This window comes from Enterobacter cloacae complex sp. 418I7, from assembly GCF_050030705.1.
Classification (GTDB): Bacteria; Pseudomonadota; Gammaproteobacteria; order Enterobacterales; family Enterobacteriaceae; genus Enterobacter; species Enterobacter intestinihominis.
In genome coordinates this window covers 3,612,928-3,626,903 of the sequence record NZ_JBLGUU010000001.1, presented here as the reverse complement: position 1 = coordinate 3,626,903, position 13,976 = coordinate 3,612,928, and the positions used below count along the sequence as shown (strand labels likewise).

At 57.6% G+C, this 13,976-nt stretch carries 10 protein-coding genes; 9 read left to right on the top strand and 1 reads right to left on the bottom strand.

The window, feature by feature from the left end; genetic code table 11:
• The first annotated feature begins 324 nt into the window (after positions 1–324).
• The 7 genes from ACQG0S_RS17415 (at position 325) to ACQG0S_RS17385 (ending at position 7,481) form a co-directional block, all read left to right on the top strand.
• Positions 325–654 carry a YqcC family protein gene (locus tag ACQG0S_RS17415; RefSeq protein ID WP_022649214.1) on the top strand — a complete coding sequence of 110 codons (330 nt, stop codon included), beginning with the start codon at positions 325–327 and terminating at the stop codon, positions 652–654.
• Positions 651–1,436: a tRNA pseudouridine(65) synthase TruC gene (truC, locus tag ACQG0S_RS17410; protein ID WP_023298500.1), complete on the top strand. Its 786-nt coding sequence runs from the start codon at positions 651–653 to the stop codon at positions 1,434–1,436. Before ACQG0S_RS17415 ends, truC begins: the two co-directional genes overlap by 4 nt.
• A gap of 15 nt (positions 1,437–1,451) precedes the next feature.
• Positions 1,452–1,901, top strand: a complete 450-nt coding sequence (locus tag ACQG0S_RS17405) for a flavodoxin (RefSeq protein ID WP_022649212.1) — start codon at positions 1,452–1,454, stop codon at positions 1,899–1,901.
• Positions 1,902–2,209: 308 nt separating this feature from the next.
• Positions 2,210–3,565: a galactarate/glucarate/glycerate transporter GudP gene (gene gudP, locus ACQG0S_RS17400; protein ID WP_003862734.1), complete on the top strand. Its 1,356-nt coding sequence runs from the start codon at positions 2,210–2,212 to the stop codon at positions 3,563–3,565.
• Positions 3,565–4,905: an enolase C-terminal domain-like protein gene (locus ACQG0S_RS17395; RefSeq protein WP_046618823.1), complete on the top strand. Its 1,341-nt coding sequence runs from the start codon at positions 3,565–3,567 to the stop codon at positions 4,903–4,905. The genes gudP and ACQG0S_RS17395 overlap by 1 nt, the downstream gene beginning before the upstream one ends.
• Before the next feature lie 15 nt (positions 4,906–4,920).
• Positions 4,921–6,258 carry a glucarate dehydratase gene (gene gudD, locus ACQG0S_RS17390; protein ID WP_046618678.1) on the top strand — a complete coding sequence of 446 codons (1,338 nt, stop codon included), beginning with the start codon at positions 4,921–4,923 and terminating at the stop codon, positions 6,256–6,258.
• Positions 6,259–6,335: 77 nt separating this feature from the next.
• Complete coding sequence (locus ACQG0S_RS17385) at positions 6,336–7,481, top strand: glycerate kinase (protein WP_048966643.1); 1,146 nt, start codon at positions 6,336–6,338, stop codon at positions 7,479–7,481.
• Positions 7,482–7,531: 50 nt separating this feature from the next.
• On the opposite strand, the gene barA is transcribed toward ACQG0S_RS17385, so the two are convergent.
• Complete coding sequence (gene barA, locus ACQG0S_RS17380; protein WP_022649206.1) at positions 7,532–10,291, bottom strand: two-component sensor histidine kinase BarA; 2,760 nt, start codon at positions 10,289–10,291, stop codon at positions 7,532–7,534.
• A 57-nt stretch (positions 10,292–10,348) separates the two neighbouring features.
• Between barA and rlmD the strand changes: the two genes are divergently transcribed.
• Positions 10,349–11,647 (top strand): 23S rRNA (uracil(1939)-C(5))-methyltransferase RlmD, encoded by a 1,299-nt coding sequence (gene rlmD, locus ACQG0S_RS17375; protein WP_022649205.1) that lies wholly within the window; start codon positions 10,349–10,351, stop codon positions 11,645–11,647.
• 51 nt (positions 11,648–11,698) lie between these two features.
• Complete coding sequence (relA, locus tag ACQG0S_RS17370) at positions 11,699–13,930, top strand: GTP diphosphokinase (RefSeq protein WP_022649204.1); 2,232 nt, start codon at positions 11,699–11,701, stop codon at positions 13,928–13,930.
• Positions 13,931–13,976: the final 46 nt, after the last annotated feature.

The following is a 13,976-nucleotide window of genomic DNA, read 5'->3' as shown; positions in this document are numbered from 1 at the left end:
CAAAGTGGATCACGCAGGATGCGTAAGGGACACCTCCAGGAAGGAGAACGTGAGCCGGTCAGGATGGTCGGTGGGTCAGGATGGCCAGGACGTTTCAGGACGAAACCTACACGTCAGGATGATGTGAGCAGGAAGCAAAAGGTAAAGGGATGACCAGGCCTTCGGGCATCAGGAAAAGTTGTCACGGATGAGCAGGGAGCACGTATTGTAGCTGGAATGCTGCGAAACGAACCGGGAGCACTGTTTTTACAGTGCTCCCTTTTTTTATTTCTGTCTTCCGCAATGCTATGCTTCGCGCCATTCCGTTTTTCAGTTGAGGTTACTATGACGCATCACGATAGCGTTCGTGCGCAGTTGCACGCCATCGAAGCCCTTATGCGCCAGCATCAGCTGTGGCAGGAAAGTGCGCCGCAGCCAGACGCGTTCGCCAGCACCCAGCCGTTTTGTCTGGATACGCTGTCTCCATTCGAATGGCTCCAGTGGGTATTAATTCCGCGCATGCACGCGCTGCTGGAAGGGGGACACGCGTTGCCCCAGGCGTTTGCCGTCTCTCCCTATTACGAAATGGCGCTGGAGGCGACTCACCCGGCGCGCGACGTTATGTTGGTTGAGCTGGAAAAGCTGGATACGCTTTTCGCCGGTGACGATGCATGACGCTTGAGATCCTGTATCAGGATGAGTGGCTGGTGGCGGTGAATAAACCGTCCGGCTGGCTGGTACACCGAAGCTGGCTCGATCGCGATGAGAAAGTGGTTGTTATGCAAACCGTGCGCGACCAAATCGGTCAGCACGTCTTTACTGCCCACCGTCTGGATCGGCCAACCTCTGGCGTTCTGCTGATGGGGCTTTCCAGTGAGGCCGGGCGCCTGCTGTCGCAGCAGTTTGAACAGCACCAGATCCAGAAGCGCTACCACGCCATTGTGCGCGGCTGGCTGACGGATTCCGCCACGCTGGATTATCCGCTGGTGGAGGAACTGGATAAAATCGCCGATAAATTTGCCCGCGAAGATAAAGGTCCGCAGCCTGCGGTGACCGACTATCGCGGTATGGCGACCACAGAACTGCCGGTGGCGACCAGCAAATTTCCCACTACGCGATACAGTCTGGTTGAGCTTTTGCCCAAAACCGGGCGCAAGCACCAGCTTCGCCGCCACCTTGCACATCTGCGCCACCCAATTATCGGCGACAGCAAGCACGGCGATCTGCGGCAGAACCGCAGCGCGGCAGAGCACTTTGGCTGTAACCGACTGATGCTGCACGCCAGCGAGCTAAGCCTGACGCACCCGTTTACCGGCGAACCGCTGACTATTCGCGCGGGGCTGGACGAGGTCTGGATGCAGGCGCTGTCACAGTTTGGCTGGCTGGGACAACTCCCCGAAAATGAAAGGGTTGAGTTTGCCGCAGGCAACGTTCAGGATGAACAGCAAGCGCAATAATTACGGGAGCAAAGCATGGCTGAAGTAGGTATTTTTGTCGGCACGATGTACGGCAACTCGCTGCTGGTTGCGGAGGAAGCAGAAGCAATCCTCGTCAATCAGGGCCATAAAGCAACGGTCTATGAAGACCCGGAGCTGGCAGACTGGGAAAAGTATAAAGATAAATACATTCTGGTGGTGACCTCCACCACCGGGCAGGGCGATCTCCCGGACAGCATCGTCCCGCTTTTCCAGGGCATTAAAGACCAGCTTGGCTATCAGCCAGATGTTCACTATGGCATCATCGCCCTCGGCGATAGCTCTTACGCCAATTTCTGCGGCGGCGGTAAGCAGTTCGACGCGCTGTTGCAGGAACAGCACGCTCAGCGGGTCGGCGAGATGTTACTGATTGATGCTGGCGAGCACCCCGAACCGGAAAGCGAGTCAAATCCCTGGGTTGAACATTGGGCCACGCTCCTGAACTAACCCTGTACTATACGAGCTGTAGGCCGGGTAGGGCGTAGCCGCCACCCGGCAACGAAGCTGCACCATATCCTCAATTCCGTGAAGTATCTTCCACCACTTTGGGCTTATGCCCCAAACCACGTTCCCCACGCCCGTCAATGTTGTGTTTCTGCACGGTGAGAGAACCGGTCACTCCTTCATATACTTTTCCCGTCACTATAAAACGGCTTCGGGCCGTACCAAAACCAAACACAAATCTCTCATTCTGATTACCCTACAGGTGCTGTACAGAATGAACCAGGCGAAAGCTATGTTTCAGGAGTGCAACAATGAGTACATTAAGCCACGCGGCGAGCAGCGCTGAGAAGCGCACCAACGCCCGATACTGGATAGTGGTGATGCTGTTTATCGTCACCTCTTTCAACTACGGCGACCGTGCCACGTTATCCATTGCCGGCTCTGAGATGGCAAAGGACATCGGACTTGATCCGGTGGGTATGGGTTATGTTTTCTCCGCATTTTCATGGGCCTACGTAATCGGCCAAATCCCTGGCGGCTGGCTGCTGGACCGCTTTGGCTCAAAACGGGTCTATTTCTGGTCCATTTTCATCTGGTCGATGTTTACCCTGTTACAGGGCTTCGTGGATATCTTCAGCGGCTTCGGCATTATCATTGCGCTCTTTACCCTCCGCTTCCTGGTGGGTTTAGCGGAAGCGCCATCTTTCCCGGGCAACAGCCGCATTGTGGCCGCCTGGTTCCCGGCGCAGGAGAGGGGAACGGCGGTAGCAATCTTTAACTCGGCGCAATACTTTGCGACGGTTATTTTCGCGCCAATTATGGGCTGGCTGACGCACGAAGTGGGCTGGTCGCACGTCTTCTTCTTCATGGGCGGGCTGGGGATCGTCATCAGCTTTATCTGGCTGAAAGTGATCCACGAACCAAACCAGCACCCGGGCGTGAACAAGAAAGAACTGGACTACATTGCTGAAGGCGGGGCGCTGATCAACATGGATCAGAAAACCCAGAAAGCAAAAGTCCCGTTCAGCCAGAAATGGGGGCAGATCAAACAGCTCGTCGGCTCACGGATGATGATCGGTATCTATCTCGGCCAGTACTGCATTAACGCCTTAACCTACTTCTTCATTACCTGGTTCCCGGTTTATCTGGTGCAGGCGCGCGGGATGTCGATTCTGAAGGCGGGTTTTGTCGCCTCTGTGCCAGCCATCTGCGGCTTCGTGGGCGGGGTGCTCGGCGGGGTCATCTCCGACTGGCTGATGCGTCGCACCGGTTCGCTGAATATTGCGCGTAAAACGCCAATCGTGCTCGGCATGCTGCTCTCCATGACCATGGTGTTCTGTAACTACGTCAGCGCGGAGTGGATGATTATCGGCTTTATGGCGATGGCCTTCTTCGGTAAAGGCATTGGCGCGCTGGGCTGGGCGGTGATGGCAGATACCGCGCCGAAAGAGATCAGCGGCCTGAGCGGCGGTCTGTTCAACATGTTTGGCAACATTTCCGGCATTGTCACCCCAATCGCTATCGGTTACATCGTCGGCACCACCGGCTCCTTCAATGGTGCGCTGATTTATGTAGGCGTCCATGCGCTGGTGGCGGTACTCAGTTACCTGGTGCTGGTGGGGGACATCAAACGAATCGAACTGAAACCTGTTGGGGAGCGCGGATGATGACAACGCAATCAAGCCCGATCGTGACGGAGATGAAAGTCATCCCGGTGGCGGGTCAGGACAGCATGCTGCTCAACATTGGCGGCGCGCATAACGCCTGGTTCACCCGCAACATCGTGGTGCTGACCGACAGCGCAGGGAATACCGGCGTCGGGGAAGCGCCGGGCGGAGAGGTGATTTACCAGACGCTGGTCGACGCCATCCCGCAGGTGGTTGGGCAGGAGGTCGCCCGCCTGAACAAGGTGGTTCAGCGGGTGCATAAGGGCAACCAGTCGGCTGATTTTGATACTTTCGGCAAAGGCGCCTGGACGTTTGAACTGCGCGTTAACGCGGTGGCGGCGCTGGAGGCGGCTCTCCTTGATTTACTGGGCAAGGCGCTGAACGTGCCGGTCTGCGAACTGCTGGGGCCAGGCAAACAGCGTGATGCAGTAACGGTGCTGGGCTATCTGTTCTACGTTGGCGACCGGACGAAAACCGATCTGCCGTATCTGGAGCGCTCGCCGGGCAGCCACGCGTGGTATCACCTGCGTCATCAGGAAGCGCTCTCTGGCGAGGCGGTGGTACGCCTGGCAGAGGCGGCGCAGGATCGCTACGGCTTTAAAGACTTCAAGCTGAAAGGCGGCGTTCTGCCGGGCGAACAGGAGATTGACAGCGTGCGCGCGTTGAAAAAACGCTTCCCGGAGGCACGCATCACCGTCGATCCGAACGGCGCCTGGCGGCTGGATGAAGCTATCGCGCTGTGCAAAGGACTGGGCGACGTGCTGACCTACGCGGAAGATCCGTGCGGCGCCGAGCAGGGCTTTTCTGGCCGCGAGGTGATGGCCGAATTCCGCCGCGCTACCGGGCTGCCGGTTGCGACCAACATGATCGCCACTAACTGGCGCGAAATGGGCCACGCGGTGATGCTGAATGCGGTGGACATACCGCTGGCTGATCCGCACTTCTGGACCCTTTCCGGCGCGGTGCGCGTGGCGCAGCTGTGCGATGACTGGGGGCTCACCTGGGGCTGCCACTCCAATAACCATTTCGACATTTCGCTGGCGATGTTTACCCACGTTGGCGCGGCGGCGCCGGGTAACCCGACCGCCATCGATACGCACTGGATCTGGCAGGAAGGCGAAGCGCGCCTGACCAAAAATCCACTTGAAATCAAAAACGGCACCATTGCCGTACCGGATACGCCGGGGCTGGGCGTGGAGCTTGACTGGGATCAGATCCACAAGGCGCATGAAGCGTATAAAAAACTGCCGGGCGGCGCGCGCAACGACGCAGGCCCGATGCAGTACCTTATCCCCGGCTGGACATTTGACCGTAAGCGCCCTGTATTTGGACGTCACTGATAAAAGGATCGAACGATGAGCACATTTTCTACCCCTGTAGTCACCTCCATGCAGATCATTCCTGTCGCGGGACATGACAGCATGCTGATGAACCTGAGCGGCGCCCATGCGCCGTTCTTCACCCGTAATATTGTGGTGATCAAGGACAACTCAGGGCATACCGGTGTCGGTGAAATCCCGGGCGGGGAGAAGATCCGTAAAACGCTGGAGGACGCCATTCCGCTGGTGGTAGGTAAAACGCTGGGCGAGTACAAAAATGTGCTGACCAGCGTGCGTACGACCTTTGCCGATCGTGATGCGGGTGGCCGTGGTCTGCAAACGTTTGATCTGCGTACCACTATCCATGTGGTCACGGGCATTGAAGCTGCGATGCTGGATCTGTTAGGCCAGCATCTGGGCGTCAATGTCGCCTCCCTGCTGGGCGACGGCCAACAGCGCAGCGAAGTGGAAATGCTCGGCTACCTGTTCTTTATCGGCAACCGCAAACTCACCCCGCTGCCGTACCAGAGCCAGCCGGACGAAAAATGCGACTGGTATCGTGTGCGTCACGATGAAGCGATGACCCCGGATGCGGTGGTGCGCCTGGCTGAAGCCGCGTATGAAAAATATGGCTTTAATGACTTCAAGCTGAAAGGCGGCGTACTGGCGGGTGAAGAAGAAGCTGAGGCGATTGCCGCGCTGGCGAAGCGCTTCCCGCAGGCGCGCGTCACGCTGGATCCGAACGGTGCCTGGTCGCTTGAAGAGGCGATCAAAATTGGTAAGCAGCTCAAAGGCGTGCTGGCCTACGCGGAAGATCCGTGCGGCGCAGAGCAGGGGTTCTCTGGACGTGAAGTGATGGCGGAGTTCCGTCGCGCCACCGGGCTGCCAACCGCCACCAACATGATCGCGACCGACTGGCGCCAGATGGGGCACACGCTCTCGCTGCAATCGGTGGATATTCCGCTGGCAGACCCGCACTTCTGGACGATGCAGGGCTCGGTTCGCGTGGCGCAGATGTGCCATGAGTTCGGCCTGACCTGGGGCTCGCACTCCAACAACCACTTCGACATCTCGCTGGCGATGTTCACCCACGTAGCGGCTGCTGCGCCGGGCAACATTACCGCTATCGACACCCACTGGATCTGGCAGGAGGGCAATCAGCGCCTGACTAAACAGCCGTTTGAGATCAAGGGGGGGATGGTGCAGGTTCCAGCTACGCCGGGGCTGGGCGTTGAACTGGATATGGATCAGGTCATGAAAGCGCACGAGCTTTACCAGAAACACGGGCTGGGCGCACGTGATGATGCGCTGGCGATGCAGTACCTGATCCCAGAATGGTCATTCGACAATAAACGTCCGTGCATGGTACGATAAGCCAACTGGGACCGCTCCCATGGGCGGTCCCTTACGTGGTGTATGCTTAACGTAACTAACATGCGTAAGGATGGCTTATGAAAATTGTTATCGCTCCGGACTCGTATAAGGAAAGCTTGAGCGCGCTGGAGGTGGCGACAGCGATAGAGGTCGGTTTTCGCGAAATTTTCCCCTCAGCAGAGTACGTCAAATTACCTGTTGCCGATGGCGGCGAAGGGACGGTGGAAGCGATGGTGGCAGCCACCCATGGGCGTCTTGTCCATGTTCCCGTTACCGGGCCTTTGGGAGAACACGTGGAAGGGTTTTTCGGGTTATCCGGAGACGGGAAAAGCGCGTTTATCGAGATGGCGGCCGCGAGCGGTCTGGAGCTTGTTGCTCCTGCAAAGCGTAACCCGTTAATCACCACCTCGTGGGGGACCGGGGAACTGATCCGTCATGCGCTGGATGCGGGCGTTAAGCATATCATTATTGGCATTGGAGGCAGCGCGACCAATGACGGTGGCGCAGGCATGGTGCAGGCGCTGGGCGTAAAACTGCTGGATGCGAAAGCACAGCCCGTTGGGCCGGGCGGCGGCGAACTGGCAAGCCTTGCGCATATCGATCTTAGTGGGCTGGATGAGCGGCTGGCAGACTGTCGAATTGAAGTGGCCTGCGATGTGACCAACCCCCTGATCGGCGAGACTGGCGCTTCTGCGGTATTCGGTCCGCAGAAAGGGGCGACGCCGGAGATGGTCAGGACGCTGGACAACGCGCTTGCGCATTACGCAAACATTATCGCCAGGGATCTGGACATTGACGTCTTAAACCTGGCGGGGGGCGGAGCAGCTGGCGGAATGGGGGCGGCGCTGTATGCATTTTGCGGGGCACAGCTTCGTCGGGGGATTGAGATTGTCACCGATGCCCTGCATCTCGATGAACAGGTCGCGGACGCCGATCTGGTGATCACGGGCGAAGGGCGTATCGACAGCCAGACGATCCACGGCAAAGTGCCCGTTGGCGTGGCGAGAGTCGCGAAACGCTATAACAAACCGGTTATCGGCATTGCCGGCAGCCTGACGGCGGATGTTGGCGTGGTGCACGAGCACGGACTGGATGCGGTATTCAGCGTGATTTACACCATCTGCTCGCTGGAGGATGCGCTGGAAAATGCGCAACAGAATGTACAGATGGCCGCAAGGAATATTGCGACGGTGATAAAGGTGGGGCAGGGGATGTCGCGTTAACGATCGTGCTCCTGTAGGCCCGGTAAGCGAAGCGCCACCGGGCTTTTGTCTTAGCTTCCCAACACCTTCATCGCTTCCCGCGTCACGTTGTCCATCTCGTCCAGCAGCTCCAGAAACTCCGGCTCAAGATCGGATTCTGGCGTACCCGCGCGGAGCTGCTGTTCAAGCAACTGGCAGAGATTTTTCAACCGCGGCACGCCGCTGTAGCCGCAGCTACCGTGCAGTTTATGGATGGCCTCCAGCAGCCCTTCAGGGTTTTCGCCCACCAGCTGTTCTTCAACCTTGTTACGGATCTCAGGCAGGAAGTCCACCAGCATTTGCAGCATATCGCGGGCCAGATCGGCTTTGCCTGCTGCCTGGCGCAGCGCCAGTTGCCAGTCAAACGTGGCATTCTGGTTAACGCTGATTTCCGGCGATTCAGCTGAAATGGTGTACGTCCCGCCAATGTGCCCCGGTTTGTAGCGCAGCAGCAGGCTGTGCAGCTTCTCTTCATCGATCGGTTTCGCCAGATAATCGTTCATGCCCGCACCCAGCAGTTTTTCTTTTTGTCCCGCCATCGCGTGCGCCGTCACGGCAATCACCGGCGTCTGCTGCTGGTGCGGAAGCTGACGAATTAATTCGCAGGCGCGGATGCCATCCATGCCCGGCATCTGAATATCCATCAGGATCAGGTCAAACTGCATCTGTTTGGCTTGTTCTACGGCTTCGGCGCCGCTGGTACACAGTTCAACGTGCTGAACCTGATCCTCAAGCAGCACGCCAATCAGCTTAAGGTTTGCCGGGTTATCATCCACGGCCATCACCGTCATCGGCAGCTTATGTTCGTCGTTTTCCAGCGGCAGGGACTGATGCGTCAGACGGCAATATTCGGTCAACGCAGGTAACAGCCGTGTGGCGGTGAGGGGTTTCAGCAGACATGCCGCCGCCCCGTCGTTTTTAAGCTCTTCGGCGTTGATTTGGGCGTGGCACGGCAGAGCCAGCAGCAGGTAGTCCGTCATTGAGGCCGCCTTCGCCAGCCGTTCCTGCTGCATGGTCAGTTCTCCGGTAAACGTCACCGGAATCCCCAGCAAAAGAATATCGTAATGATCGTTCGCCAGCGCAGAGAAGGTCGGGCTGTAGACCACCTCCAGCGGCGTGCTGCTTAATACATCCAGCGTACACTGCGCCGCGGCGGCGTTCGGTTCCACATAGGCCAGACGCATCCCTTTCAGGCAGTCGGTGACCGGACCGTCGGTTTGCACGTTCGGATTAAGATCAAGATTGATATGGAACCAGAAGGTCGAGCCCCGGTTAGGCTGGCTGTGGAAGGAGATATCGCCTCCCATCTCTTTCACCAGCTTTTGGGTGATCACCAGACCCAGGCCCGTTCCGCCGTGACGACGGGAAATGCTCGCATCGGCCTGGCGGAACGCCTGGAACAGACGCGACTGATCGCGCTCCGGAATGCCGATGCCGGTATCCCGGATCTGAACTTCAATCTGGACTTTATTATTACTGAGCGCCCTTTTTTCGACCAGAATGTCGATGTTGCCGCTCTCGGTGAACTTAATCGCGTTGCCCACCAGATTGGTGATGACCTGTTGCAGGCGCAGCGGGTCGCCAATGACGTTATCCGGAACGTCATTTTTGATATTGAGCGTCAGTTCCAGCCCCTTATCATGCGAGGAGTGGGCGAGAAGCGTGACCACGTCATCCAGTGTGCTGCGCAGCGGGAAGGGGATACTCTCCAGAATCAGCTTGCCCGCTTCCAGCTTCGAGAAGTCCAGTACGTCGTTAATAATGGTCAGCAGGTTGTTGGCTGAGCGTTCAATGGTATGCAGGTGGTCACGCTGGGTCGGGTTGAGCTCGCTTTTAAGCGTCAGACGGGTGAAGCCAATCACCCCGTTCAGCGGCGTGCGCAGCTCATGCGACATGTTTGCCAGGAACTCAGACTTAATACGGGCCGCCTCCTGAGCGCGTTTTTTCGCCAGATCCAGCTCCACGTTCTGGATCTCCATCTGCTCCAGCGTTTCGCGCAGGTCAGAGGTGGCCTGGTCAACGTTGTGCTGCATCTCTTCGTGATAAGCCGCCAGCGACATCGCCATTGAGTTGATGCCGTTTTTCAGCATATCCAGCTCGCCGAGCATGAAGCCTTCCACGCGGCTGTCCAGCTGACCCCGGCGGATCCGGTCAACGGTATTCACCATGTTACGGATAGGCCCCGTGACGTCGCGCATCAGCCGCCAGCCGAAGATCAACGCGATGCCGATACAGAACAGCATCATCACGCCGGAGATGAATATTTCTTTGTACTGCTGGAGCCGCACCGACTTGAGATCCAGCTCCAGCGCCACATATCCCAGCATATTATTGCTGGACTTCGCATCGGACTGGGCGGATTCGTCGGGTGAATAGCTTTCTGAGATAATCGGCGTGCGCAGGATCATGATATCGCCGCGCCGCAGGACCGTGAGATGACGCGGGAAAGGGGTACCTTCCGGGATTTTCAGCGACGTGGGATCCAGATGGAAATTCGAGGTGACGAAAAGACGGTTATGCTCATCGTAAACGGAAATGGCGCGCACAATCTCTGAATGACGGCGGTGCAGCACGCTGATTAACTGACCAATGGATTCACGGTTTTGCAGGTTCATACCGTACTCGCTGGAGACGGCCAGCGGTTCGATAATGCTGGCCCCGGCATCTTCAAGCTGTCTCTGCAAATCGTTATAGCGATGCACCACAAAGAAAATGCTCAGCAGCAAACCGATGAGAACGGTAGGAGCGAGGATCAAAATCATCATGCGCGCGCGCAGGCTGTAGTTGGTCATGGAGTTCCGTTATGGGACAATCAGGCTAATTATGTTTATTTGAGAACAATCTCGGCGATGGCGCAATTCTACTCTGCAAAACGACGCGTGACGACGCGTCAGATCATAACTGTTGAAGCCTCTGACCTCGACCCTTTTGGACAGGGGGTAGCGCGTCACAAGGGTAAGACACTGTTTATCACAGGTTTGCTGCCAGGAGAACGCGCAGATATTACGCTGACGGAGGACAAACGCCAGTATGCGCGCGGCCAGGTCAAGCGCCGTCTTAATGATAGCCCGGAGCGCGTGACGCCTCGCTGCCCCCATTTTGGCGTTTGCGGAGGCTGTCAGCAACAGCATGCCAGCACAGAATTACAGCAAAAAAGTAAAAGCAACGCGCTGGCCCGCCTGCTAAAACATGACGTCAGTGACATTGTTGCTGACCAGCCGTGGGGCTACCGTCGCCGCGCTCGCCTGAGTCTAAGCTACCAGCCAAAAACTGAACGGCTGGAGATGGGGTTTCGCAAAGCCAGCTCCAGCGATATCGTCTCCATCACGCAATGCCCTGTTTTGGTGCCCCAACTTGAGGCACTGCTCCCGGCCGTGCACCACTGTCTTGCATCGCTGGATGGTGTGCGTTCGCTGGGCCATGTCGAACTGGTGCTGGCCAACGGCGGCCCGCTGATGGTGCTGCGCCACACCGCACCGCTGTCCAGGGCAGATCGCGAAAAACTGGAACGCTTTTCGCATTCTCATGAGCTTGCGCTTTTCCTCGCGCCGCAAAGCGAGATACTTGAGCAGGTTAGCGGAGACGCGCCCTGGTATGCGTCAGACGGGCTACGCTTAACGTTCAGCCCGCGGGATTTTATCCAGGTCAATGACGGCGTGAACCAGCAGATGGTGGCGAACGCGCTGGCGTGGCTTGACGTCCAGCCCACCGATCGGGTGCTCGATCTGTTCTGCGGTATGGGTAACTTTACCCTGCCGCTGGCCCGCAAAGCAGCAAGCGTGGTCGGGGTGGAAGGCGTTGAGGCGCTGGTGGCGAAAGGCCAGGAGAACGCCCAACAGAACGGCTTGCAAAATGTGACATTCTTTCATCAAAATCTTGAGGATGATGTTACTCAGCAACCGTGGGCTAAGCAGGGCTTTGATAAGATCCTGCTCGATCCGGCGCGCGCAGGTGCGCCGGGCGTGATGCAGCATATAATTAAACTCGCGCCTGAACGCGTGGTCTATGTTTCCTGTAACCCGGCGACGCTGGCCCGTGACAGCGAAGCATTATTGAGCGGGGGTTACCAGATTCGGCGTCTGGCAATGCTGGACATGTTCCCGCACACTGGACATCTGGAATCAATGGTGTTGTTCGAGCACATCTAATGAGTTTGGCTTGTCGACTTCGACAGGCCCTTGTCCCTAAAGGAGAGGACGATGGTTGCGGTAAGAAGTGCACATTTAAATAAAGCTGGTGAGTTTGACCCTCAAAAATGGATCGCAAGTCTGGGGATTTCCAGCCAGCAGTCGTGTGAACGCTTAACCGAAACCTGGGCCTATTGTTTACGCACAACGCAGGGGCATCCGGACGCTGAACTGCTGTTGTGGCGCGGCGTGGAGATGGTTGAAATTCTCTCCATGCTTAACATGGATATCGAAACGCTACAGGCCGCACTGCTGTTCCCACTGGCAGATGCTAACGTGGTGACGGAAGACGTGCTGCGTGAAAGCGTCGGCCAGTCCGTCGTGGCGCTCATCCACGGCGTGCGTGATATGGCCGCCATCCGTCAACTGAAAGCCGCGCAAACGGATTCTGTCTCTTCCGAGCAGGTGGATAACGTCCGCCGCATGCTGCTGGCGATGGTGGATGATTTTCGCTGCGTGGTGATCAAGCTGGCCGAACGGGTTGCCCATCTGCGCGAAGTGAAGGATGCCCCGGAAGACGAGCGCGTCCTGGCCGCCAAAGAGTGTACGAATATCTATGCGCCGCTGGCGAACCGTCTGGGTATCGGGCAACTGAAGTGGGAGCTGGAAGATTACTGCTTCCGCTATCTGCATCCGGCGGAATACAAACGCATTGCAAAATTGCTGCACGAACGCCGCATCGACCGCGAGCACTATATCGAGGAATTTGTCAGCGGGCTGCGCCAGTCGATGAAAGAGGAGAATGTGCGCGCCGAGGTCTACGGGCGTCCGAAGCACATCTACAGCATCTGGCGCAAAATGCAGAAGAAACACCTCGCCTTTGACGAGCTGTTTGACGTGCGCGCCGTGCGTATCGTGGCGGAGCGTCTCCAGGACTGCTACGCCGCGCTGGGGATAGTACATACTCACTTCCGCCATCTGCCGGATGAGTTCGATGACTACGTCGCGAACCCCAAACCGAATGGCTATCAGTCCATCCACACTGTGGTGCTCGGCCCCGGCGGCAAAACTGTGGAAATTCAGATCCGTACTAAACAGATGCACGAAGACGCCGAGCTGGGCGTCGCCGCGCACTGGAAGTACAAAGAAGGCACTTCCGGCGGCGCGCGCTCCGGTCACGAGGACCGTATCGCCTGGCTGCGTAAGCTGATTGCGTGGCAGGAGGAGATGGCCGACTCCGGCGAAATGCTCGACGAAGTGCGCAGTCAGGTCTTCGACGATCGCGTCTACGTCTTTACCCCGAAAGGGGATGTGGTTGATCTGCCGGCAGGCTCTACGCCGCTCGATTTCGCCTACCACATTCACAGCGACGTGGGGCACCGTTGCATCGGGGCGAAGATCGGCGGACGTATCGTACCGTTTACCTACCAGCTACAGATGGGTGACCAGATTGAAATCATCACCCAGAAGCAGCCAAACCCAAGCCGCGACTGGCTGAATCCAAACCTCGGTTACGTGACCACCAGCCGCGGGCGCTCTAAAATTCACGCCTGGTTCCGCAAGCAGGATCGTGACAAGAATATCCTTGCCGGTCGTCAGATCCTTGACGACGAGCTGGAGCATATCGGGATAAACCTGAAAGAGGCGGAGAAGTTCCTGCTGCCGCGCTACAACTTCAACGAGCTCGACGAACTGTTAGCGGCGATTGGCGGCGGCGATATCCGCCTGAACCAGATGGTGAACTTCCTGCAAGCGCAGTTCAACAAGCCAAGCGCGGCAGAGCAGGATGCGGCAGCGCTGAAACAGCTCCAGCAGAAAACCTACGCTCCGCAGCAGCGCAGCAAGGACAATGGCCGCGTGGTGGTTGAAGGGGTGGGTAACCTCATGCACCATATTGCCCGCTGCTGCCAGCCGATACCGGGTGACGATATTGTCGGCTTTATCACCCAGGGGCGCGGGATCTCAATTCACCGCTCCGACTGTGATCAGCTTGCTGAGCTGCAATCGCATGCGCCGGAACGTATCGTGGAAGCCGTCTGGGGTGAAAGCTACTCCGCTGGCTACTCGCTGGTGGTGCGCGTCACTGCCAACGACCGCAGTGGCCTGCTGCGCGACATCACCACCATTCTCGCCAACGAGAAGGTCAACGTGCTGGGCGTTGCCAGCCGCAGCGATACCCGCGAGCAGCTTGCCACCATCGATATGACCATCGAAATCTATAACCTGCAGGTGCTGGGCCGGGTGCTCGGTAAACTGAACCAGGTGCCGGATGTGATTGACGCGCGTCGTCTGCACGGCGGCTGAACATCCTCTTCTGTAGGCCGGGTAAGGCAACGCTGCCACCCGGCAT